Genomic DNA, 24,077 nt, shown 5'->3' with positions numbered 1-24,077 from the left:
GAAAATCGATTTTGTATAGCGTATATAATTGCTGAATAATTGACGCTTGCCTATATTTAATTACAGGGATTTTCAATTAGCACTCAGATTTATTTGACTGACTAGATGAAACTCTTAGAATAGCCGGATTGTAAGGCCTAGCAGCATTGGGAAGTAAATATGAAGGTTGTTGATTTTCTTAAGAAAAAGCGTGAGATGCTGGCTCAAAACCCCTTTGAACTAAAAGATTGGCTGTCTCCAGCCATACGTGACCATTGGATTGAGTTTCTTAATAAAGCCCATGACAGTCAATTAGTGAACTGGGTGAGAGAGTATCAATTAAGCTCAAATGGCGACCAACAAGCCAGTTTTAAAGAAACCATCGAGCTTCACCCAAAAGCAGAGGCTCTCTTAGAAGAACTGTCTATGCAGCTAGGGGAAGAAATTCATGTTGGCGACTGGCTCAACGTAACTCAAGAGCGAATTAACCAATTTGCTGATGTTACCAAAGACCATCAATGGCTACATACGGATCCACAACGGGCCGCAGAAGAATCGCCCTTTAAAACCACCATTGCTCATGGTTTTTTAACCCTCTCGTTATTACCCGCGTTAACCGAGAGCGTAGACCCTGACCAACCGCTTTACCCCTCCGCAAAAATGATGGTTAATTATGGTATAAATCAGGTGCGCTTCCCCTATCCGGTGAAGGTAAATAACCGTATTCGCGCTCGCACTCGTTTAACCCGTGTAGCCCCTATTAAACGTGGCTTAGAGTTAGTGAAAGAAATCACCGTAGAAATAGAAGGCTGCCGCCGTCCTGCGTGTGTGGTTGAATCTGTGGTTCGTCTCTATTTTTAATCGCTTTATCTCGCTATGATGGTTCACGTTAGGTATTAAGCATAAGGAGCTTAACGTGAACTCAGCGCATTCTCATACTCTCTCTGTTCAACAACATACTCATCTTCAGCGACCTTCTTATCAGTACCTTGTGAGTCAACCTCGCCAAATAAAACCAGAGCAAGCCTATCCCTTAGTGCTGTTTTTACATGGCCGAGGCGAAATAGGCCAAGACATTCAACAGCTAGTCGATTTTGGCCCCAATGCTTACCTAAAGCAGCGCCATTTAGACGCTATATGCGTAAGCCCGCATATTCCGGAAGGACGAGAAGGCTGGGCGATCGCTGAGCTAATTAGCCTACTAGACCAACTGGAGCAGCAATTTAATATTGATAAGAGTCGGATCTACTTAAGCGGTTTGAGCATGGGGGGCTTTGGCGTGACAAATTTAGCCCTAGCACAACCGAATCGTTTTGCCGCTTTAAGCATACTCGCCGCTGGTGATCCAAATCGTTTAGCGCCATGGTCACTAAACTTACCTCCACGCCCGGTATGTGAAGAGCTTTACCAACGTTTAGATCACCTGCCTATCTGGTTGGCCCACGGGCTTAAAGATGAGGTGATTCCAGCCGAGTTCTCGTTAGAGCTAGCGGCAAAGCTCACCAATATGGATCGCCAAGCCTGCTTACAGTCAACTTGGTACCCTCAGCATCAACATAATATCTGGGATGACTTGTATAGCAGTGATAGCTTCTGGCAGTGGTTATTTGAACAACGTAATGCTCAGGCCTCATCACACCCCCTAGCAGAGCAAGATTTTAGCTCACTGGTGGGGGATTATGGCAATCATCAAGATTACGTCACTATCGTTTGTGAAACCGAAGGGGTACGTTTATTGTGTAAAGACTTACAAGATAACGAACTAAGCTTTATGCTTCACCCCGTTGCTAAAGACATGTTATTTTGTGAAATAGGCTGTTTAAGATTCCTTAAACAAACCAATGGGCCTACCCAATTAGCGCTAACGCGCTTAACCCTATTAGATAAAATGTAAATAGCTCGACTCACTAAAGGACACGCTGACTATAACTATCGCGTTGAATATCCATGACTTCAGCGCTTAGGCTTTTCACCCTTGTAAGTTCAGGTGAAAACTTCCCGACCATCAGTTTGCTCAAAGCCAGTTTATGCGTCTGACTTCTGCCTGACAATAGCTGTCAACGCAGGTGCATAAAACGGTGCTCATTAAGTCCGCTGAACACATCTGTATAGACAAGCAGCTCGTAATTTTATCGTGCTAGCTGAAAACTATCTGCAGCCATCTAAGACTGCATAAAGGCTAGCCAACGTATTATTAATATCGACTTTGTCGAAAAATTAAGCTTAATACTCTGCGACGCAATGCGACATAATTAGACCAACCCTCTGCTTAAACATCATTCTTTAAGGTAAAAATAAACATTTAGTAATACAATTCGAAAAAATACAATATAATGTTGATCTAGATCACACCTGAAGAACAAGCTCGCTCAGATAATGCTCACCCGTTTGAGCCGCGCGCTTTTTCATCCTTTTATTTGGAATTACACACTATGAGCAATGCTACTACCGCTAATCCTGCACCACTAGGGTTAATGGGTTTCGGTATGACCACCGTATTATTAAACATCCACAATGCTGGCTTCTTTCCGATTGACTCGATGATTTTAGCCATGGGCATTTTCTATGGCGGTTTATCACAAGTGATTGTTGGTATTATGTGTTTTAAACGTGGCGATACCTTTGGTACAACGGCTTTCACCTCTTACGGATTGTTCTGGCTAACCCTAGTCGGTTTATTGATTATGCCTAAAATGGGCTTAGCTGAGCCAAGCCCACACGCCTTTATGGGTTGGTACTTGAGTTTATGGGGTCTATTCACCGCATTTATGTTTGTAGGCTCATTACGTTACCCAACTGCCAAGCAAGTTGTATTTGGTAGTTTAACCATTTTGTTCGCACTATTAGCCCTGCGTGATTTCACTGGCAGCGAGTTAATCGGCACTATTGCAGGCTTTGAGGGCATCTTCTGTGGCTTATCTGCCATTTACTTTGCTATGGCTCAAGTACTTAACGCCGAATACGGGCGTGTTATTTTGCCGGTAGGTCGTCCGATGAACTTTCAAGACAACAGTACGCAACTAAAAGTGGCGGCTTAAGACCGAGCACTTCGCCCATAGCTGCGACAACGGCAGGTTTTACTGCAGTAGGAGTATCATCAATCAGTGATTGTAGATCCTCAATATAAGCGTCTATCTTTTTTAAGATATGACGCTTTTGTTTTTTATTGGCAAGGGCTAACACTTCACTCATGCCGCCAGCCCACAACTGCTGATTTTGGGTAAAGCGCTCAGCTAAGCCTTGTGGCCATAGCTGTTGAGAATTAACCATTAACACGTAGAACTGTTGTTCAAAATTGTCCGATTGCCGTTGTTGCCCCAATGAATAAGCAAGGTACTGCTGCCATTTACTTTGCACAGTATGCCAATCAGGCCGAGTATCTAACAAGCGTTCGGCGAGTTGCTCTATGATTTGCTGCTGCTTAGGTTCAAGCTCCCCTAACCAGCGTTCAGTGCTTTTTGATAAATGCTCAAGGCGATACTCGAGGTGTGCTTGCTGGCGATCATCATTGTTGCGTTGTTCGGCTAATTTACTCATGAAGTCATTCAATTGTTGTTGTGATGCGGTTTGCGCCAGCTGGGCGATATCTGAATACACATAACTCGCCAATACTCGATAATGCTCTCGCCAAGCATTCACTTGCTCGAGTAATTGCTGCTGGCTAATACCACTGTCTACTTGCGCTCGAAACAATTGTAATTGCGCTAAATAAACCGGTAACTGTTCACTACGATGCCAATTAAGCCAATGAGCCAGCATTGGTTTGAACAACGCCCGTTGATCGCTATTCATATCTACGTAATCATCGATATACCAATAAGCCATCCAGTTGAGATTGTTATAAACAAAACGCATGCCGCAAGCGCTAAGCAATACACTCAGTAACAACACGCCTACCCAACGACCAATCTTGTTTCGCATAGTCACCCCTCTTACTAGCAGACCTAAATAATCATAAATAGTTCTCACTATGACGCAATTTAAATATTTTGGCTTGAGAGATTGATTTAAGCAGAGTAGATTAGCCATACCAGCAATAAGGGCGTGGCTCTAACCTCGCAATGGAAGCATAATTGATTGGTTTAATTAAAAATTTGTTACTGGTATTAGCAGTTATATCGGCAGCATTCGGACTAGGCATTGGCTATAGTTACTGGCAGCAAACCACACAAAATGAGCAACAGTTTGAGCACTGTGAGCAGCTTCAAGAAGGTAAATGTACTTGGAACCTTGCCAAACAACAGTGGCAATTAAGCTTACCGAGTAACAATCTTCCGGCTATGTTGGTGCAAACCATAGAACTAATCAGCAGTGAGAGCAACCCGCCCCCCTTATTATTAACATTGCAAGGCAAGGACATGTACATGGGCGAAGTGAGTGTCAATTTAAGCCCCGAAGAGAATGGCCATTACCAAGCTGAACTACTATTGCCTATTTGTAACACTGGAAAAATGCGCTGGCGAGCTGAAATTATTTCTCTCGATTCAGAGCGCCCCCTAGCCCTTAGTTTTGAGGTAGATAGCCAATGAAATACCTAGCATGGATAGCTTTAGTCGTGATCAGCGCACTAGCTGGAGTAATAAGCTTTCAGTGGTTGTCTGCGCCAACCACGCCCCCCCCTGCAACCAGCCAAGTACAAGTAAAGACGAACGTCCCTATTAGCCTGTTTAACATTGAAAGCAGCGATGGTCGATTTAGCCATTTAAGTGACGATAAAAAGCTCTACATCGCTTACTTTGGATTTACCCACTGTCCCGATGTTTGCCCGACTTCCTTAGCTGTTTTAAGCGTAGCTCTGCAACAAGTGTCAGAGGCGCAACGTCAGCAGCTTCAAAGCTTATTTGTGAGTGTTGACCCGCAACGCGATGATCCTAAAACGGTATCGACCTACGCTGGTTACTTTCACCAAGATATCATCGGCCTAAGCCCACAAGAAGGCCAGTTATTAGGCTTAACTCAAGCCTTAGGGGTCTACTATAAATACGTAGAGACACCAAACTCCGAGCTTAAATACAGTGTCGACCACAGTTCGTTTTTCTATTTTTTAAACGCCAAAGGTGAGTTACTGGCAAAAGTGCCTCATACCCTTGACCCACAACCTATTATCGAAAAAATCAGACAATTATTGCCATAACATAAGGAACGTATAATGCGCGCTTTTTACTTATTAATAAGCTTACTATTTACTAGTCACATGGCCTTTGCTAGCGACGCTATCATGGTCAGTGAAGTTTATGCTAGAGCAACGCCTCCCAATGCTCCAACTAGCGCAATCTTTCTCACCATGCACAACCACAGCGAGCAAGCGATTAGCTTGGTTTCAGCGGAAACCCCCGCTGCAGGTAGAGTAGAATTACACACCATGTTGATGGACGGCGATATAATGAAAATGCGCCAAGTAGAGAAGATAGAAGTACCCGCCAAGCAAATGGTTGAATTAAAACCAGGCGGCTTTCATCTCATGTTGTTTAACTTACAACAACCGTTTAACGAGGGAGAGCAACTAGCCTTGAGCTTGAATTTTTCTGATGGTAGTAGCCAGCAATTTAACGTAGCCGTGAAGAAAGTTATGCATAAAATGAAGCACTCACACTGAGTGGTACTCAGTAAGGATTAACACTGCTTGTTAATCCTTACTAGGCTAAATAACGATCTAAAGAAATACCAAAATCACGTGCAGAAACAGCCCCCTCGATTTTTTCTTGGCTATATTTGTTTAAGTCTAATAGCTTCACTTCGGTATGGGTATTGGTAATTGTATTAAACACCAGTTTCAGCACTGGCTGCAGTGGTTTAAGTTCATTACGTTCAACCACAACACCTAGCTTCCCTGATTTTAACTTCACCAAAGTACCCACCGGGTATACTCCCATACAACGAATAAATTTTTCGACTAAGGCCTTATCAAATTGTCTATCGACCCCTTCTAATAATATACGGAAAGCGGTAGTAGGCGGCATGCCACTTTTATAGACACGGTCTGCGGTTAGTGCATCGTAGCAATCTACAATATTAGCCATGCGAGTATACGTCGACAATTGTTCGCCTATTAATTTATTCGGGTAACCGAGGCCATCTAAACGTTCATGATGGTTACTGGCAATCTCCAGCATAATTTTACTGGTGCCAGGTTGAGCCTTCAGAATATTATGACTATGCACTACATGTTCACGCATAATAACAAACTCTTCATCGGTCAATTTGGCAGGTTTATGCAGTATTTCGTCAGGGGTATTAATCTTACCAATATCATGCAACATACCGCCCATCAACAACTGCTTCTGAGTGGCTTTACTCATCCCCAGTGAACGGCCAAAATAAGCCAGCAGCATGCCAACGTTTAGTGAATGCTCCATTAAATACTTATCTTTAGCGCGTATCTTGGCTAAACATAACATGGCACTACTTTGGTTTTCTAAAGAGTCAATTAAACCGTCGGCAGCTCGCTCCATGGGAGCAAAATCAATCGGCTCACCTTGCTGCAGTTGCCTAAAGTATTTTGACTGCAAGCTCTTTGCTTCATTAAACAACTGCTTAGCCATTCGTTTTTGGCTATCTTCACTTAAGGGCTTACCTTTACTGCTTGAGGTTTCTATTGCTGGAGCGGTGGAATCAGCTAATTCGGTGTCTGCAAAGTGGCTTCGTAACCAGTCAACCTTAAGCAACTTTACGCCTTTGTTTTTGAGTAAGGTAATTTGCTCGGCTTTTGTGATGCGGCCAGACTGCAGAACATTAGCTTTGCCTTTTTGGCCAGCAATCGCAACCACAAACATCCCTTCTTTCAAAGCGTCGATGTCAATGGTCCGTATATCAGTTTTTGGAGTCGTCATGCTGCTCTGCTAATACAAAAAATCAATTAAAGGGAACACCCCAAGTTTTCACATCTTGTTTCGATACTAAAGCAATCGAAAAATAAATCGTGCCTATTAAGTGTAGAATGTTATCGCTATCAAAAAAGGAAACTAAATATCAACATTTAGGCAACTCATGGGAAGGTTCGGCCTCTCTATATTCTAGGTACTGAGAAGCAAAAAACTCCATCATCTGTATGTCCTGCTTTTCAAAAGGTACCGTTCTAGGTTCCAGTGATGAAAAGTTAAGCGTGCCGATGATTTTGTTTTTTACAACTAGCGGGATACCAATATAGCTTTCTAAGTGCATGGCCTGATAACAAGGGTGTAAACACATTTTGGTCATCGCTCCAACTTGTTCATAAGCGACGATTTTGCCAAGGTTTACTACATTTGCGCAATAGGTCATATCAACAGCAAACTCATCGCCCGCCTTTACTAAGTCTAAACTGGAATAAGCTTCTACAACCACATAACGATTATCATCAATATCGCTAATGATCGCTAACTGCATATTAAAGGCTTCTGCTGCTTGCTGTAACCACTGATGCAAATCCATTAGCACTCCGATTCAATTAGCCCTTGATAAAGCTTATTTTACTTAGCTCTACTTGTTGTTTCAATGCTAGCCAGTATACTCGAATGATGCACTCTCCCGATTTTTGGCGAATGATCATCTTCGTCGGCCTATTAGCAATTTTTATGCTGTTAGAGTTTTATAAACCTAAACACACACGCCGCATGGCGCGCAGCCAACGCTGGCCAGCTAATTTATCACTGATTGCCATAAATGCCGTAGTACTAAAACTAATATTTCCTGTTTCCGCAGTAACATTTGCGCTGTGGATCCAACAAATGCAATTTGGTGTATTAAATTTACTCGCGCTACCTTGGTTTATTGCGATTCCTTTAGCGGTGGTGCTGCTCGATCTTGCTATATATTGGCAACACCGACTGTTTCATCAATCTTCTTTGTTGTGGCGTGTACATAGAATGCATCACGTAGATCCTGACTATGACGTGACTTTGGGTTTACGCTTTCACCCCATAGAAATCGTTCTCTCGATGATAATAAAATTTACCGTTATTGCCCTATTAGGCGCACCAATGATGGCGGTGTTTGTGTTTGAGATAATCTTAAATGCAATGGCAATGTTTAATCACAGCAACATTCGCTTGCCAATAAAAGTAGATGCCAAGCTAAGATTACTGTTAGTAACACCAGATATGCACCGAGTTCATCACTCAACCTTAAGAGATGAACACAACGCTAATTATGGCTTCAATTTATCCTGTTGGGACCGCTGGTTTAATAGTTATGTTGCCCAGCCCAAACTTGGCCATCAAGATATCCAGTTCGGTTTGAGCTCTTGGCGCAAAGCCCAAGACAATCGCCAGCTAAAAGGTTTACTCAGCCTACCTTTTCGCTCTTCTAAGTAAGCACTTAATAACCCCTAAGCAAGCAACCATTCAGCAAGCGTCGACTTCGCTGGAGAGCGATTGTATTTACTGGTATATTTCAGCTCCGCTCAAGGAGGTGAATAGCGATGTATAGCAGTTTATTTATGATTTTAGGAGCATTAGTTATAGGTTATGCAATTCCTGTAACACATAGCACCACATTAAGCCTAGTTCGCCGACTAAGCAGCTGGATGCTTTACCTGATTTTGTTTTTGATGGGCTTTGGGCTAGCGTTTATCGACAACCTTGGTCAAAACATCGTTCAAATATTTAGCCAAGCCGTCACCCTAATTTCCTTATTACTGCTGTTCAACGTCACTGCGCTTTGGCTGATAGGCCGCCATTTGGCGATGCCCAAAGCCGAACCGATGCATAAGCAAAGTTCTAGCAAACTAGCGATGTTTAAAGAACCCTTATTACTGATCGCCCTGCTGGTAGTAGGTTTAATATCGGGCTTAACCTATCAGCAGCCACTACCTGCTCAGGAGGTGTTAGCCGAATACGCCCTGATTGTCTTAATATTTTGTATTGGTGTAGAGCTCCGCAGTGCAGGTATTAGTGTCAGGCAGCTGTTACTTAATCGACGTGGGCTGATTATTTCTCTGGTTGTAGTATTGAGCTCTCTGCCCGCTGGCGCACTGACGGCTTGGCTATTTAATTTACCGCTCAATATTGGCTTAGCCATGAGCAGTGGCTTTGGCTGGTACTCTTTGTCGGGTGCATTACTTAGTGAAGCCACTACGCCACTCATTGGTAGCACCGTTTTTTTTGCTGATTTAAGCCGAGAGCTGATCACCCTGTTATTGATACCTACACTTATGCAGCGTTCTTCGGCTGCAACCATTGGTTATGCAGGGGCCACCGCCATGGACTTTTCTCTACCAATGCTGCAACGTGCTGGCGGCAATCAATTGGTGCCAGCCGCAATTGCTAGCGGCTTTATATTAAGCCTACTCTGCCCAATCATGATTCTGGTACTAGTGAATTTATAACCAACTATATGACCTATTTTGTAGACTACATAGCCGCTTGAAGACCAGATACCTTATACATTTGAATAAACCACAGTTTAATTATGGTTATGTTGCTATGCTGATATAAGGCAATCTTCATGGAGTGCAGAGAGCGATGTATTGGTTAAAACTTTGCGCTTTACTGCTTTGGTCTATTGTTGTCAGTGAAGCGCAAGCAAAAACACAGAAAGTACTGGTTTTGCACTCTTATCATCAGGGCTTAGAGTGGACGGACAGTATTAGTGAAGGCATAAAGTCTGTCTTTTCATCCAAAAACCGTAACATAGAAGTCTATTTCGAATACCTTGATTCCAAGCGTAATACAGGGACGCTTTATACCAAAAAACAGATTGAATTGTTTAGAGCTAAAAGTGATCAAACCCCTTTTGATTTAATTATTACGTCCGATAACAACGCCCTTGAGTTTGTCCGTCAGCATAATGCTGAGTTATATCCGGATATTCCTATTGTTTTTTGTGGGGTGAATTTTTTTCAAACGGCACTCATTCAGGGCTTAGAACAAGTCACCGGCGTCGTTGAAGAAGCCGATGTCATCGGCACCATAGAATTGATGTTGAGCGTTCACCCTAAAACAAAAGAAATCATAATTGTCGTTGATAAAACCACTACAGGTTTAGCTATCAAGCAAAGCTTGTCTGGGCTGCAAGATCATTTTTCTCAACGTGTGGCTATAAGGTTTTATAGCGATTTTACCTGGCAGCAACTTCCTAAATATATCTCATCATTAAACACAAGAACGCTGATCTACTTATTGTCATTCAATCGTGATGATAACAATGAATTTGTTTCTTATCTTGATGGTATTGATATCGTTAATGGTGCGGCTAAAGTGCCCTTATATGGCTCGTGGGATTTTTTTCTAGGAAAAGGTATCTTGGGTGGCGTCATTACCTCCGGTAAAGAACAGGGTCAGAAAGCCGCTGAATTAGCGTTAGCGATCCTATCGGGTACCCCTGCAAATCAAATTGAGATTGTTCAGAACTTAGTTTATCAAACAGTGTTTGATTATAACTTAATGCAGCGATTTGCTGTGAGACCAGCAACGCTCCCCGACAACGTGCATATTATTAATCAGCCCGCAGGGCTACTGGAGCAAATAGCAAACATCCCACTATGGCTTAAGCTCAGTATGCTGATGACACTAGGTTTAATGCTACTGCTAATGGCGATGTTAAAGCTTAGGCAATCGCTGATCTTAAAGTCAAACCTACTACTAGATAAAAAAGTAAAAGTTAAAACCGCTGAGCTTGAACGGGCAAACAGTCAGCTCAAGGAAATAACGAATACCGATGAGCTAACCGGTATTTTTAATCGTAGGTTTGTATTTGAACAGCTATCCCAAGAGTTACATGTCAGTAATATCAGGAATTCGCCGTTGTCAGTTGTGATGGTTGATATCGATTATTTTAAGCGAATCAATGATCAATATGGGCACCTATTTGGTGATGAAGTTCTGCACTGCATCGCTAATTGCATAGCGGGCTCTCTTCGCCAATGCGATACGGTAGGCCGCTATGGCGGGGAGGAATTTTTGGTGATATTGCCTAGCACCCCTTACTCAGCGGCATTTGCTTTAGCAGAGCGAATCCGTTGCAACGTGGCAGATATACAATGGAAAAAGGGAGAACTAAAAGTCACCTTAAGTTGTGGGGTAGCCACCGCTGAAAAGCATAGCGAAACCGAGTTATTAAAACTGGCTGATGAGTGTTTATATCAAGCCAAAGCTGAGGGTAGAAACAGAGTCAGATGACAAGCGCTGGTTGACCCAAGACATCTCACGCCCCCTTATTCAGCAGTCTGACACTGACAGACACTTCCACAATAAAGCGGCTGTCAGCTCAGAGCCTCTATCCATAGTTAGTACTGTTCAATACTCAAGTCATCAATCATTTTGTCTAAAAGTTTTAAGTCTTCAGGGTAGTCATGGCTCAATTGATGGATCCAATCTTCAACATTATCCCACCACGCAGGTAACTCAGGAGACTGTATCTTGTTGGCTAAACGCTGAATTCTGGCTAAACCAATAGAGCCTGCGGCACCCTTGATTTTGTGAGCTTCAGAAGCGATTCCGTCTTGATCCTTAGCATACAGATTGGTTTCCAAAACCTGTAGGTAGTCAGGCATGACTTGCCTAAACAAGGCAATGCTGTCGGTGAGCACCTTCTCGCCGATTTGATGACAAAACTGCTCAATTAAATCTAAGTCTAAAATGGGTTGAGAACTTCGGCTCAAGGCCTGTTTAGGGCTGGAGTCTGGCTCGGTAGATAGCGTTTCACCAATAGCAAACACACCATTAAAACAATGTACAACGGCATTTCGATTGATCGGCTTATGAATAACATCAAGCATACCGGCATCGATAAATTCTTGACGGCTACTGACTGCGTTAGCGGTGAGTGCGACTAACGGCGGCAAGTCAGCCTTGTCGTATTGCTGCAGCAAATGCTTGGCAATATCAAACCCCGTCATGTCGGGCAACTGGATATCGAGTAACACCAAATCAAATTGGTCGGGGTCAAAGGCTTCGATAGCCTCAGCTCCGGTCATTGCCACCACCACGTAATGGCCTAGCTTTTCTAATAGAGCTTTAGCAATGGTGACATTTAATTCAACATCCTCGACCAATAGGATGTCTAAAGGAGGGTGGTCTATTTGCTCTGCTTCATCAGGAATTTCATCTAATTTCACAGCTAAACTTATGGTGAAACAAGCGCCCTTACCTTCTTCACTGGTGACCGTTATATCCCCGCCCATGGCGCGGATCAACTGCCTTGATACCGATAAACCAATACCCGTTCCGGTGGCCGACTTACTGCTTTCTACTTGATAATACATGGCAAATATTTGTTCAAACTGATCCTCAGGTATACCCGGTCCAGTATCCTTGATGCTAATGTCTAGCTGAACTTCTTGCTCAGACAGATTTTGCGCTTTGACAAGTAAATCTACCCCACCCACTTCGGTAAACTTCACCGCGTTATGGGTTAAATTCCAAAGCACTTGGCGCAAACGTGTAGGATCAGCCACAATACTACGCGGTATAGGCCCAATTTGTTCAAAATTGAATGCTAAGCCTTTATTTTGCAACTGCATTTCAGTCAAGGTTTCAATGTCTGTAAGCAAGGCGTTAAAATCCATGGGTTCCATTGCTACCGAAAAGCGACGGCGATCCAGTTTATCTAAATCGATAATATCATTGAAAATATTACCTAAGGTGGTAGCACTCAACAATATGGTATTTACCTGTTTGCGCTGCGCGTCATTTAGCGGTGTATCTAACAGCATTTGACTCAAGCCAACCACTCCATTTAGCGGAGTGCGTAGCTCATGACTAAGCGTAGAGATAAACTGAGTTTTATCACGATTAGCCTTTTCAATATTAGCTTGGTGGCGCATTCGCTCGGTAATATCGCGGCCAAAACCCAGCAGTCCGAGACGGTTGCCGTTGCGCCCATAAAACGGTACTTTTCGCAGTTCAAAAAAGGCTTTTCGTCCGTCTGGGTACTCCAACCATTGCTCGTAAGTTAACGGTTCGTCGTTATCAAATACTTGATGATCTGTTTCTACAATTTTATCGGCAATATCTTCTGGATAAACATCATAAGGGGTTAAGCCAATCAGCTTTTTTTCGGAACGGCCAACCAGCTGTTCCAAGGCCAAATTACATCCTGAAAACTGCCCTTGTTCATTTCGGTAATAGACTAAATCGGGCGAACTATCGATGAAGCTACGCAACAATGCCGAATGCTCTTCGAGTTCTTGTTGAGCTTGCTGCCGTTGCTTGACTTCTTGCTCGAGTTTGACGATGGCCTGACGGCGCGCAGTTTCGGCTTTTTCACGCTCATCCATCTCAGTATTCAATTGGTTTATGTTAGCTTTCAATTTGTTAGTTAACTGCAAATCACGCGAACGCATTTTCTCCAATTTTCGAATCATTTTACTTAGCCGTTGCCGAGAGTCTTCGATCTGCTCAACCACCACCGACATAAAATATACCGCCCAAGGTGTAATGATGAGGCCAAAAAACACCGAGCGAATTAAATCTACGGCTGACACCTGCCCGGTAAGCGCAAAGGTAACGCTCATTTGTATTGCTAAGGCCACAAAAATAATGGCGGCGGCTAAACTAATACTGAATTTAACCAAGCCTAATCGGGACAACAGGTGCACGTAATAGGTCGCTAAATTTTTTAATGGCGTCATTAAAGACATTCCTTCTATTTGCAATGTTGAAAGAGGAGCAGGCCCTCAGATCAATATCCATACAACAATGGTGGTTAATAATAATCAAGGTTTTGTGGTATAACTTGCCATCTTTTAAGCCCATTCAATGTTGCGTGTGTTATACCGCACATTACCGCCTGTGGAGTACTAAGTGCATGTCTACTGTAATGCCTGACATCGCAAATTCAAGCCAAGCCCAAACTGAAGGGAAACTAGATTGGGTAGGCATGAGCGAAATTGAAATGCCCATTTTGTTAGCTTTTGAAAATCAGGCCCCAGCTCGTGTTAGTGCTCGTATCGAAGCCTTTGTTAGCTTGGATGACCCCAAAGCTAAAGGCATTCATATGTCTCGCTTATATTTATTGCTAGACCAACTATCTAATGAAGATGTTTTAGATTATGCCGTATTAAACACTCTTCTGGATAAGTTTATTAAAAGCCATCAAGAATTAAGTGAACACGCGCAAGTTAGCTTCAGTTTTGATTACCATCTGCGCCGTCAATCTCTGGTTTCAGGGAAAACCGGTTGGAAGGCTTACCCTATGCAGATCAAAGCCAGCCGATTGCAGCAACGCACTCATATAGAGTTGAGTATCAAGGTACCTTATTCTTCTACCTGCCCTTGCTCAGCGGCACTAGCCCGCCAACTCATTCAAAAGGCATTCAGTAAGCAGTTTAATCGAGATCAGGTCGACAAAGCAGAAGTTGAACGCTGGTTAGGTAGCACTGAAGGTATTATTGCTACACCTCATAGCCAGCGAAGTATTGCTCAGATAAAAGTAAAGCTTGCCGATAATGCTAATGATTTCCCCTTTATAAGCTTGATAGACAGGGTAGAACAGAGTCTCCAAACGCCTGTGCAAGCGGCGGTAAAACGAGAAGACGAACAGGAGTTTGCGCGTTTAAATGGACAAAACTTAATGTTCTGCGAAGACGCAGCTAGGCGCTTACAACATAGCTTTAACCTAGCCGATCAGGTGAGTGACTTTTGGATACGGGTGAATCATTATGAAAGCTTACATGCCCACGATGCTGTGAGCATTGTGACCAAGGGCTTAGCTGATGGTTACACCGCTTATTAAGTGTTGAGGGCTCAAGCCGAGCCCTATTTGAGGGTATTATTCACTATCGCCTGCAGCACAATAACGCGCCTTGCCTTGGTGTTTAGCTCGATACAACTGTAAGTCAGCAATCCGCACCATTTCCCCATAATCCATCCCTTGCTCGGGAACAATGGTCGCCAAACCAATACTCACCGAAACATAGTCTTCTACATCTGAATATTGATGGGAGATCTGGGCTTCGGCAATATTATTAAGCACGTTTTCAGCGATTCGCTTAGCCCCTTCTTTACCAGTATTGGGCAACAAAATAGCAAACTCTTCGCCACCATAGCGGGCGACGAGATCTGAGCCGCGCTTAACCGAACGGCTAATCAGCTTGGCCACCTGACGCAGGGCGTCATCGCCTTTTTGATGGCCATAGTTATCGTTATATTGCTTAAAGCAGTCTATATCTAACAACAATAAGCTTAGCTCTACATTCTCTCTTCGATGAGTTAACCATAACTGCTGCAGCTTTTCATCAAAGCTACGACGGTTAGCAACTTGCGTTAAACTATCAATGAAGCTTAATTCTTGTAACTGCATAATTGCATCTGCCAGCTGTTGCTCGGTGGCTTTGCGCTCTGTTACATCACGAGTAATAAAAATAATGCCTCGTTCACCACTAGTATCATCTTGGTAAGGCCCTTTAATGACTTCATACCAAATCTGATGACCATCATCTAGATAAACCAGTTCTTCATAACGCAAAGGTTTACCCGTTGTGAGGATTTCATTATTTTGCTGCTGATGCTGCTCTAACTGTTCTTCACTAAGTACTTCAGTTAAATGCTTGCCTAATAAGTCATCACTGGTGTACCCAAACATCTTGGCAAAGGGCTCGTTGCCCCCGATGAAATGCCCTTTATCATCAATAAAGCCCAAGGGGTCGGGAGAAGAATGAAAAACCGTGCGAATAAGGTTATTTTGCCGACCGAGTTTCTTTTCTGAACTAATGCGGTTTTGGTTTTCTTGCTCAAGTTTACGGTTTAGCTCATGCCATTTGGTGACGTCATAGGACACATTTAGCACCCCCGTGACTTCATTTTTTTGGTTTTTGAGCGGATAAATATTGTTTTGTAGCAGAATTTGTCTGCTATCTGGCGCACTAAACCACTCGGTATGTTGGCAAGGTTCACCCGACAGAACTTGTTTATCGTAATGTTGGCTGCGCTCTAGTTCTTTGCGAGTTAAAAAATCGCTTAAGCGTTTACCGGCCAGCTCACCGGGCTTCAAACCATGAAACCCTGCCCAAGCCTGATTACATCCTAACAGGCGGTCGCTAGAGTCTTTAAAGTAAATAAACTCTGGTATCGAATTAAGCACGTTAGCGAACAGTTTTTGCTCTTGCTCTATACGATTAAGATAAGAAAAGCCTTGTGAGTTTTCGTAGGCATTGATAAACCATAACTCGCGGCCATTGTGTTCGGTTAAATTGGCATAAACCAGAAAGGCTTGAGACTTCTCTTCGAAAGAGACCTGCCAATGCAGGGCCTCAATATGGCCAACTTGTTGGTAGGGAGCTAATAGTTCAACCAGCTGACCTAAGTGTGCTTTATCTGAAAATAACCACCGCTTACCATTATTAGATAGCTGTAACAAATCACAAAAGCGAGGATTAGCAAACACCACTTGTTGATCATTGGCGTCTAGCATTAATTGTGCAGCAGGCGATTTTCGCATAGCAGCTCGCTGAGCTTTATAGCGCCTAAATGTTACTATCCACAGCGAAATTACTATCACTAACAGTGCACTAAGCACCGCAATGGTAAATTGCATCCACATTGCTGGGTAAAAACCTTGTTGCATCCATAGTCCAAATATTCAACACCCGCAACTACTTTACCTGATATAGCGATATATGAAAATAAGTGTTTAGTAAACAAGTAATTAACTTCGCACTGATCACTAAATATCAGTTTAATGCGGAGCCTTGACCACCACTAGCGGCCAATTTTTTAGCGATATCGGTTAATGATAACCATTTGTTTTCACACCAATTAGGAGCCAATAGTATTGGCGGACGAGAGTGAGCACTCACTCGATGATAAACAATGTTTTGCGGGGTATGTTGAATCAGTTTTACCGCCTGATTTACGTATTCATCTAGGTCCAAGGTGGGTAATCGTCCCGCTCGCCAAGCCTTGGCCATGGTACTTCCTTCAACCACATGCAACGGATGTAACTTAATACCCGCAATATTCAAAGCCAATACGGCTTGTAAAGACTGCATGTAATGGCTTGCATCCTCGCCAGGCAAACCTAGAATCAAGTGGGCACATACTTTAATATTGTGTCGGTGTGCTCGCTCTACCGCATCCCTAAAAGCCGCAAAATCATGGCCGCGGTTAATTCTCTTTAAGGTCATATCATGCGCGGTTTGCACCCCCAACTCCAACCATACTTCTTTGCCTTGCTGTTGATACTCAGCCAACATTTCAAGCACAGCGTCTGGTACACAATCAGGGCGAGTGCCAATGCATAAACCCACCACAGAATCATCATCTAACGCTTGCTGATACATACCCTGAAGATAGGTAATTTCAGCGTAAGTACTGGTATAAGCCTGAAAGTAGGCTAAATAACGAATATCTTTATGTTTAAGTTCAGCTTTGCGCTCTGTTAATTGCTCGGTGATTGATAAGCTCTGCTGTTGCGGCTTGACAAATGAATCCACATTACAAAAAGTACAACCACCTTTGCCAATACTGCCATCACGGTTTGGGCAAGTGAAATCACCATCAACGCTGAGTTTGCGTACCCGCCCACCAAAATGCTGTTTAAGGTGACGACCAAGGGTATTTACATATAAATCTAATTGCACAACAACTACTTAATCTAGAGGGCTAAACCTAGCCTAAAAAAACAGCCGCTAGTCTACCGCTAAGCATCCGCTGCTGCGTAGGCATAGATCAATAGAGCTGATGATTTCCCCCTATTCTGTTTGCCCTGAGCTGTTATACTACGCGCCGCCAATTAGTAGCTAGGATTGACCATGAGTAATGAATCACTGATAGAACAAAGCAACCGTCTTACCACCAAACAGCGCTACCAGCAGTTTATCGAGCAAGCCCGTAAAACTCAGCAGGTATGGACCTTAAGTGATGAGCAAGGCTGTTTAATCATCGAAACCGGTGAAGAAAAAGTATTGTTATTGTGGAGCGACCAAGCCCTCGCAGAACATTGGGCTAGCAAAGATCACGTAGGCTTCAAAGCCTTAGCCATCAATTTAACCGAGCTAATCGACAAATGGTTGCCCGGCATGACCAACGATGGTTTTGATTTAGCGGTAGCACCTAGTTTTTCTGGTGAAGGCACTATTGTTGCGCCTTTAGACTTAAGCGAAGAGCTAAGCAGTGGAAAAATCAAATAAGCCGAGCAATTAAAAGCGCTTAGTGCTACTAAGCAGTTTTTTTAGCTACTACTTAGGTGTAGAATCTTCGGCTGGAAATTTGTTCATCGCCCCTATTGGGTACAGAAATACATACAGGTTAAATTATGACGACAACGGTTAATCCATTAATAGAAGATCTTAAGGCGCGCGGCTTAGTAGCTCAATGCACTGCCGATGAAGAACTGGCCGAACACCTTTCTAGTGGAGCCCGCACCCTGTATTGTGGTTTCGACCCTACAGCCGATAGTTTGCACATTGGTAGCCTAGTGCCACTGCTGATGCTTAAACGCTTTCAACAAGCTGGCCACAAGCCATTAGCACTGGTAGGCGGCGCGACAGGCCTAATTGGCGATCCAAGCTTTAAAGCCGCCGAACGAAAACTTAACAGTGACGACATCGTGACGGGTTGGGTAGGCAAACTACAAAAACAAGTGAGCCAATTTATTGAGTTTGGCGAGCAAGCAAATGCCGCCAAAGTGATCAATAATCTGGATTGGATTGGCAAGGTTAACGTTATCGACTTTATGCGTAACGTGGGCAAACACTTCAGTGTTAACGCCATGATCAAAAAAGAATCGGTAAAACAGCGTATCGACCGCGATGAGTCGGGCATCTCGTTTACAGAGTTTAGCTACATGCTGCTGCAATCTTACGACTTTGCAGAACTTAGCGATAAAGAAGAAACGACCCTACAAATTGGTGGTTCTGACCAGTGGGGGAACATCACTGGTGGTATCGACCTAGCGCGCCGCATGTACGGCAACAAGGTGTACGGTTTAACCATGCCTTTGGTTACTAAATCAGATGGTACTAAGTTCGGTAAAACCGAAACCGGCACCATTTGGTTAGACCCAAAACGTACTTCGCCTTACGCCTTCTTCCAGTTTTGGATTAACACTGCCGATGCCGACGTATACTCGTTCCTACGTTACTTCACCTTCATTGACGTTGCTGACATTGCCACCATCGAAGAAAATGATAAAGCGGTTCAAGGTCGTCCTGCCGCACAAGGTATTTTAGCCAAAGAAGTCACCCGCTTAGTTCACGGTGAAGAAGGTTTAGCCTCTGCCGAACGCATTACCCAAGCACTGTTCTCTGGTGACTTAGCCTCGCTAAGCGAATCAGACTTAGAGCAATTAGCGCAAGATGGCTTGCCTACCACTCGCTTAGAGCAAAACGAGTTAAGCTTAGTTGAGTTACTTACTACCACCGAGCTAGCTAAATCTAACAAGATGGCTCGCGAGTTTATTGGTAATGGCGCTGTATCAGTAAACGGTGAAAAACTTACCGACCCACAACTTACTCTGCTAGCTAGTGACGCCCTTTACGGCAAGTACTCAGTAGTTAAGCGCGGTAAAAAACTGTTTAGCTTAGTGGTTTGGCCTAACTAAGCGAGTTAGCGATAACAAATATAAAGGCTACTAACGAATAGTTAGTGGCCTTTTTAATACCCACGCCTTACCAAACAGATCTTCACAGCCTTGCTGCAATAGCAACTAACTATAAACCTGATGAAACCAAACCACGCTTTAAATCATTAATTCGAGTGACAGTTCAAGCTTTCTCAATCATCAAACTCATCGCTTTGGCGTAGAATAAACCAGCAGTGCAGCGCAGTTCTTTTAAGACGCTGATTGTTTAGAGGCCGATGGTCTTTAACAGTAAGCTAGCTAACCGCCCACCGTTTGAAGGATTAAATAATGGCCCCCACACGTTTACTGCCGCTCATATCCATCGCTTTATTCATCACCGCTTGTGGCGGTGGTTCTTCAGGGTCAAACCCCAATAGTGAAATAGGTAAAATGCCCGCGACCCCTGAAGCAGAAAATTGGCTACTGGTGTGGTCTGATGAATTTGATAGCGACGGCCTACCCGATCCTACCAAGTGGGACTACGACGTAGGTGGTCACGGATGGGGCAACCAAGAAGAACAGTATTATACAGACAGCGAAACAAAAAACGCGCGCGTTGAAAATGGCCAGCTAATGATTACAGCGATTAAAGAAACTCAAGCTGGCAACGCCTATACCTCGGCGCGTTTAGTATCGCGCAACCAAGGCGACTGGTTATACGGCCGCTTGGAAATTCGTGCCAAGCTGCCTACTGGACGCGGTACTTGGCCAGCGATTTGGATGTTACCCACTGATTGGGTTTATGGCGATTGGCCCGCTAGCGGTGAAATAGACATTATGGAACATGTTGGTTATGACCAAGATAAAGTGCATAACTCTATTCACAGCTCTGACTTTAATCATACTAAAGGCACGCAGATCACCACCTCTTTCATGGTTGATGACGCATCTAACGAATTTCACGATTATGCTGTTGAATGGCGCGAAAACCGCTTAGATTTTTACCTTGACGATGTACACACCTTCACCACTGCCAATAGCCAATCCCACCCTGAAAATGGATCATCTGCTTGGCCATTTGATGCTCGCTTTCACTTACTGTTAAACATTGCAGTGGGTGGTACTTGGGGAGGAAACAATGGTATCGACTCGAATATTTGGCCGCAAACAATGATCGTGGATTACGTTAGGGTCTATCAAGCGAATTAACATTGCGCTTAATGTTAGGCTTCGAATTGCATATTTGTCTTGTCGTCGTAACGAATACTAGGTTGCCTTTTGTCTTAAAAAAGTCATAAATCTCACCTAAGCTGCTTGCAGTTCACTGCTTAAGTCGGTAACTATGGTATTACAAAACCAGCTCTTGGTTTACGAGAATAAAAGGAATGCTATGCAAATTCGCCCGATAAAAGAAGAAGACGCGCTAGATATCGCAATGTTAGCTAAACAACTAGGCTACCATCCAAGCGCGCAAAGCGTTTTACCCAATATCCACGCTATTTTAGAAAACCCCGCTCATCAGGCTTTTGTCTATGTGAATGAACACGATCAAATGGTGGGGTGGGTACATGTCTATATTGCTCTACGCTTAGGCTCACTACCTTTTGCTGAAATCAGTGGAATGGTGGTTGATCAGGCGTTTTCCAAGCAAGGCATTGGCCGGGCTTTAGTCAAGCAATGTCGCCACTGGGCGGCTAGCCGAGGTGTTGGTGAAATACGGGTTCGTTGCGATACTACCCGTGAAGAGGCCAACCAGTTTTATCAACATATAGGTTTTAAACAGCGTAAGTCACAACGCGTATTTGTGCGCGATCTGTAGCTGTTCCTCACATCGGCTTGTGGTAATATTCCGCTGATTTTTCTATTTATTAAAGAGACGGTTATGACTACTGCAATTATCGGTGCTATGGAACAAGAAGTGGTGGCACTTCGTGATTTAATCGACAACTGTGATACCTATAGTTTTGCTGGTTGCGAATTCTACAGTGGTGAAATAAACAATCACCCAGTGGTAGTAACACGTTCAGGCATTGGTAAAGTAGCGGCGGCGATTGCTACTACGGTGTTATTACAGCGCTACCAACCCACCCAAGTGATTAATACTGGCTCTGCTGGCGGCTTTGACCCTGCATTAAAAGTGGGGGATGTAGTTATTTCTAACGAGCTACGTTACCACGATGTTGACCTTACCGCTTTCAGCTACGAAATGGGCCAGCTTCCGGCTAATCCGGCAGCTTACAAAGCTGACACAACGTTAATTAATATTGCTGAACAAGCCGCCACGCAGTTTTCAGGTCATCAAACGGTTCGCGGGCTAATTTGTACTGGCGATATTTTTATGGCAGATCCCGAACGCGTGGCTAAAGCCCGTGCAGACTTTCCCACTATGGCAGCCGTAGAAATGGAAGGTGCAGCTATTGCCCAAGTCTGTCATTTAGCAGAGGTACCATTTGTAGTTATACGGTCGCTATCTGATATTGCCGGTAAAGAATCCCCATCATCATTTGATGAGTTTTTAGAAACCGCGGCCAAGCATTCAACGGCTTTGGTACTGGCAATGCTTGAGAAACTGACTAAATAATGGACGAAAGCTCCTGGCTATGGCTAAGCCTTAGTTTACCTTTGCTAGGTATTGCCATAGAGCGGCTATTACCGGGGCGGGGGTTAGGAAAAGTCATGCTGCTGATCCGCTGGTTTGCCGAGCAACTCGCCGCAAAGGTTAATCGGGGCAGTAACGGGCCTCGTCAGCAACGCCTGGCGGGGCGTATCGCGCTGCTGGCAATATTGTTGCCTCTAACCCTAGGCTTAGCACTATTTAACCAACTCATCCCCTTGAGTAGCTTGCTTGATGCACTATTGCTCGTCTGTTTATTACAATGGCAAGCACCAATGCATAGCTACCACCGCATCACCTTGTTATTAAACAAGCAGCAACACCAGCAAGCGCGCAGCATCCTGCGCCCTTGGGTATTGCGCGATTGTGACAACTTATCTGCTGTGGGTGTAGCCAAAGCTTCAGCGGAAATGTTATTGCTACGCTTGGCGGCCAATTGGTTTGGGGTTATTTTTTGGTTTATGCTCGGCGGTATAATACCGGCGTTAATCTACCGAGTAGTCAGCGAGCTACATTTCGCCTGGAACCCTAAACTGTCCCAATATCGCCAATTTGGTATCAGCGCGAGCCATTTCTATCAGCTAATTAGCTGGCTCCCCTTTCAATTGTTAGCTTTGATTTTTTGTTGTTACGGAAAAGTCGCGCGCAATAAAGCCGCCCTCAGCCAAGGTTTTCGCTGGCCTTATGCGGCGAGCGGCAAACTGATTAGCGTTAGCGCCAGTAGTTTACACAGTGAGCTAGGTGGACCTCGCCACTATCAACAACAAAAAGCAGAACAAGCGCGCTTTGGTCCAGCGAAGCAATATCCAGAAGCCGCCGAATTAGACCGATTAGCGCTTAAACTAAACATGAGTGCGCTGTTATATTTACTTTTACTTAGCCCTATCTACCTTGTTCGTGCCGTTTATTTATAAACCCTTCCAAGCTATTTATCTAAGGCTACTGCTTGGCCTATGCGCGCTATTGATTAGCTTTACGCTGTCAGCTAAGCCACAACGCATTATCTCACTTGCGCCGCATTTAACTGAGCAGGTTTATGCCCTTGGAGCGGGTGATAAGTTAATTGCCACAGTAGATTACGCCGACTATCCAGAAGCGGCAAAGGCTTTGCCCCGCATTGGTAATTATCAATATATTAGCTTAGAAAGTGTGATTGCTTTGAAACCCGATTTAGTACTCATTTGGCAGCAAGGTAATCAACAACACTTAGCAGACAAGTTAAGCGCTTTAAACATTGCCGTGTATGTCTCTAAACCAAAACAACTAGCCGCATTATCTGAGCAATTTGTACAACTCGGTAAGGTGCTCGGAGAACCAGAGCAGGGCTTAGCTCTTAGCCAATATACACAGCAACAACTCAACCACTTAGCCCAGCAATATCAGCAGCAGCGCAAGGTGAGTGTGTTTTATCAAATGTGGCATACTCCGCTGCGCAGCATTTCGGCTAAAAGTTGGATTAATGATGGCATCACTTTATGTGGTGGCGAGAATATAATGGCCGAGGCTTTAGCCCCCTACCCTTTGTTATCAGAAGAATGGGTATTAGCGGCTGACCCGCAAGCCATTATTGTGGCGCAATGGGAATTTAGCCACCATTGGGATAACTGGCCGCAACTGCAGGCGGTAAAATACAACAATATCTACCACATAGATCCAGACAAAGCCCACCGCTTAACTCTGCGCACTTTGGATAATCTAAAGCAGCTTTGTAGCATGCTCGATAAAAGCCGAAAAAAAACCCACTCAGAAAACTGAGTGGGACGAGAGCATATACGAGTGAAGAAAACTCTTCACTATTACTAATGGAATAGTTGTGCCAGTTTTTAGCGAACCACGCGTCTAATATAAACTTCAATACACTTCACCACCTCTAAAGAGGTATTTGGTTTTTTATATCGTTAACCTGCTCTTGGTTTTGCTAAATACCTAAATTATTCTTTATCTGGTTAAACTTATAAATTGCAGGGATTTATCTCGCACAGCACCCCTTGCACCATACTTAATCACTATGCGCTAATTTGGCTAGCATTTACTGTGTAAGCTGTTTAGCTCACGGCCAGACAAG

23 protein-coding genes are annotated in these 24,077 nt (G+C 43.9%); 17 read left to right on the top strand and 6 right to left on the bottom strand.

Annotation, left to right across the window (positions count from 1 at the left end):
- Positions 1–159: 159 nt before the first annotated feature.
- The 3 genes from M0C34_RS03120 to M0C34_RS03110 all read left to right on the top strand — a co-directional run bounded on the left by M0C34_RS03120 (position 160) and on the right by M0C34_RS03110 (position 3,017).
- Positions 160–840, top strand: coding sequence for a MaoC family dehydratase (locus M0C34_RS03120; protein WP_248714198.1), 681 nt, complete (start codon positions 160–162; stop codon positions 838–840).
- A gap of 55 nt (positions 841–895) precedes the next feature.
- The gene (locus M0C34_RS03115; RefSeq protein ID WP_248714197.1) at positions 896–1,873 is read left to right on the top strand and encodes a carboxylesterase family protein; all 978 of its coding nucleotides are present in this window, start codon (positions 896–898) and stop codon (positions 1,871–1,873) included.
- A gap of 538 nt (positions 1,874–2,411) precedes the next feature.
- Positions 2,412–3,017, top strand: coding sequence for an acetate uptake transporter (locus M0C34_RS03110; protein ID WP_248714196.1), 606 nt, complete (start codon positions 2,412–2,414; stop codon positions 3,015–3,017).
- Here the strand turns inward: M0C34_RS03110 and M0C34_RS03105 are convergent.
- Entirely contained in the window at positions 2,950–3,900 is a 951-nt protein-coding gene (locus M0C34_RS03105) for a DUF6279 family lipoprotein (RefSeq protein ID WP_248714195.1), read from the bottom strand. The two genes, M0C34_RS03110 and M0C34_RS03105, sit on opposite strands and share 68 nt — an antisense overlap.
- A 152-nt stretch (positions 3,901–4,052) precedes the next feature.
- Here M0C34_RS03105 and M0C34_RS03100 point away from each other — a divergent pair, with 152 nt between their 5' ends.
- From M0C34_RS03100 to M0C34_RS03090, 3 genes are read left to right on the top strand one after another with little or no spacing between them, the layout of a single operon-like run.
- Positions 4,053–4,508, top strand: a complete 456-nt coding sequence (locus M0C34_RS03100) for a hypothetical protein (RefSeq protein ID WP_248714194.1) — start codon at positions 4,053–4,055, stop codon at positions 4,506–4,508.
- Entirely contained in the window at positions 4,505–5,113 is a 609-nt protein-coding gene (locus M0C34_RS03095; protein WP_248714193.1) for an SCO family protein, read from the top strand. Before M0C34_RS03100 ends, M0C34_RS03095 begins: the two co-directional genes overlap by 4 nt.
- 15 nt (positions 5,114–5,128) lie before the next feature.
- A complete protein-coding gene (locus M0C34_RS03090) occupies positions 5,129–5,575 on the top strand; it encodes a copper chaperone PCu(A)C (RefSeq protein ID WP_248714192.1) in 447 nt (148 codons plus the stop codon).
- A 40-nt stretch (positions 5,576–5,615) separates the two neighbouring features.
- Here the strand turns inward: M0C34_RS03090 and M0C34_RS03085 are convergent, their stop codons facing one another.
- Entirely contained in the window at positions 5,616–6,809 is a 1,194-nt protein-coding gene (locus M0C34_RS03085) for a cyclic di-GMP phosphodiesterase (protein ID WP_248714191.1), read from the bottom strand.
- 139 nt (positions 6,810–6,948) lie between these two features.
- A complete protein-coding gene (locus M0C34_RS03080; protein ID WP_248714190.1) occupies positions 6,949–7,389 on the bottom strand; it encodes a GAF domain-containing protein in 441 nt (146 codons plus the stop codon).
- Between the two features lie 83 nt (positions 7,390–7,472).
- On the opposite strand from M0C34_RS03080, the gene M0C34_RS03075 reads away from it, so the two are divergent.
- From M0C34_RS03075 to M0C34_RS03065, 3 genes are all read left to right on the top strand, one after another.
- Positions 7,473–8,270 (top strand): sterol desaturase family protein, encoded by a 798-nt coding sequence (locus tag M0C34_RS03075; RefSeq protein ID WP_248714189.1) that lies wholly within the window; start codon positions 7,473–7,475, stop codon positions 8,268–8,270.
- Positions 8,271–8,377: 107 nt separating this feature from the next.
- On the top strand, positions 8,378–9,283 hold the full coding sequence (locus M0C34_RS03070; protein ID WP_248714188.1) for a LysO family transporter: 906 nt from the start codon (positions 8,378–8,380) through the stop codon (positions 9,281–9,283).
- Positions 9,284–9,419: 136 nt separating this feature from the next.
- Entirely contained in the window at positions 9,420–11,075 is a 1,656-nt protein-coding gene (locus tag M0C34_RS03065; RefSeq protein WP_248714187.1) for a diguanylate cyclase, read from the top strand.
- Between the two features lie 107 nt (positions 11,076–11,182).
- Here the strand turns inward: M0C34_RS03065 and arcB are convergent, their stop codons facing one another.
- The gene (gene arcB, locus M0C34_RS03060) at positions 11,183–13,528 is read right to left on the bottom strand and encodes an aerobic respiration two-component sensor histidine kinase ArcB (RefSeq protein WP_248714186.1); all 2,346 of its coding nucleotides are present in this window, start codon (positions 13,526–13,528) and stop codon (positions 11,183–11,185) included.
- A gap of 176 nt (positions 13,529–13,704) precedes the next feature.
- Here arcB and folE2 point away from each other — a divergent pair, with 176 nt between their 5' ends.
- Complete coding sequence (folE2, locus tag M0C34_RS03055; RefSeq protein WP_248714185.1) at positions 13,705–14,631, top strand: GTP cyclohydrolase FolE2; 927 nt, start codon at positions 13,705–13,707, stop codon at positions 14,629–14,631.
- Between the two features lie 36 nt (positions 14,632–14,667).
- Here the strand turns inward: folE2 and M0C34_RS03050 are convergent, their stop codons facing one another.
- Positions 14,668–16,461, bottom strand: a complete 1,794-nt coding sequence (locus tag M0C34_RS03050) for a sensor domain-containing diguanylate cyclase (protein ID WP_248714184.1) — start codon at positions 16,459–16,461, stop codon at positions 14,668–14,670.
- Positions 16,462–16,567: 106 nt separating this feature from the next.
- A complete protein-coding gene (gene mnmL / locus M0C34_RS03045) occupies positions 16,568–17,476 on the bottom strand; it encodes a tRNA modification radical SAM protein MnmL/YtqA (protein WP_248714183.1) in 909 nt (302 codons plus the stop codon).
- Between the two features lie 171 nt (positions 17,477–17,647).
- On the opposite strand from mnmL, the gene M0C34_RS03040 reads away from it, so the two are divergent.
- From M0C34_RS03040 to M0C34_RS03010, 7 genes are all read left to right on the top strand, one after another.
- Complete coding sequence (locus M0C34_RS03040) at positions 17,648–18,025, top strand: DUF2750 domain-containing protein (RefSeq protein WP_248714182.1); 378 nt, start codon at positions 17,648–17,650, stop codon at positions 18,023–18,025.
- A gap of 125 nt (positions 18,026–18,150) precedes the next feature.
- On the top strand, positions 18,151–19,437 hold the full coding sequence (gene tyrS, locus M0C34_RS03035) for a tyrosine--tRNA ligase (RefSeq protein WP_248714181.1): 1,287 nt from the start codon (positions 18,151–18,153) through the stop codon (positions 19,435–19,437).
- A gap of 309 nt (positions 19,438–19,746) precedes the next feature.
- Complete coding sequence (locus M0C34_RS03030; protein WP_248714180.1) at positions 19,747–20,607, top strand: glycoside hydrolase family 16 protein; 861 nt, start codon at positions 19,747–19,749, stop codon at positions 20,605–20,607.
- A 181-nt stretch (positions 20,608–20,788) separates the two neighbouring features.
- On the top strand, positions 20,789–21,217 hold the full coding sequence (locus tag M0C34_RS03025; protein WP_248714179.1) for a GNAT family N-acetyltransferase: 429 nt from the start codon (positions 20,789–20,791) through the stop codon (positions 21,215–21,217).
- A gap of 63 nt (positions 21,218–21,280) precedes the next feature.
- A complete protein-coding gene (mtnN, locus tag M0C34_RS03020; protein ID WP_248714178.1) occupies positions 21,281–21,979 on the top strand; it encodes a 5'-methylthioadenosine/S-adenosylhomocysteine nucleosidase in 699 nt (232 codons plus the stop codon).
- Complete coding sequence (locus M0C34_RS03015) at positions 21,979–22,926, top strand: cobalamin biosynthesis protein CobD/CbiB (protein ID WP_248714177.1); 948 nt, start codon at positions 21,979–21,981, stop codon at positions 22,924–22,926. Before mtnN ends, M0C34_RS03015 begins: the two co-directional genes overlap by 1 nt.
- Before the next feature lie 49 nt (positions 22,927–22,975).
- Positions 22,976–23,767, top strand: a complete 792-nt coding sequence (locus M0C34_RS03010) for a cobalamin-binding protein (RefSeq protein WP_248714176.1) — start codon at positions 22,976–22,978, stop codon at positions 23,765–23,767.
- Positions 23,768–24,077: the final 310 nt, after the last annotated feature.

It is taken from the genome of Agarivorans sp. TSD2052, from assembly GCF_023238625.1.
Classification (GTDB): Bacteria; Pseudomonadota; Gammaproteobacteria; order Enterobacterales; family Celerinatantimonadaceae; genus Agarivorans.
The sequence above is the reverse complement of the archived record's forward strand: the minus strand, read 5'-3'. Positions and strand labels throughout refer to the sequence as shown.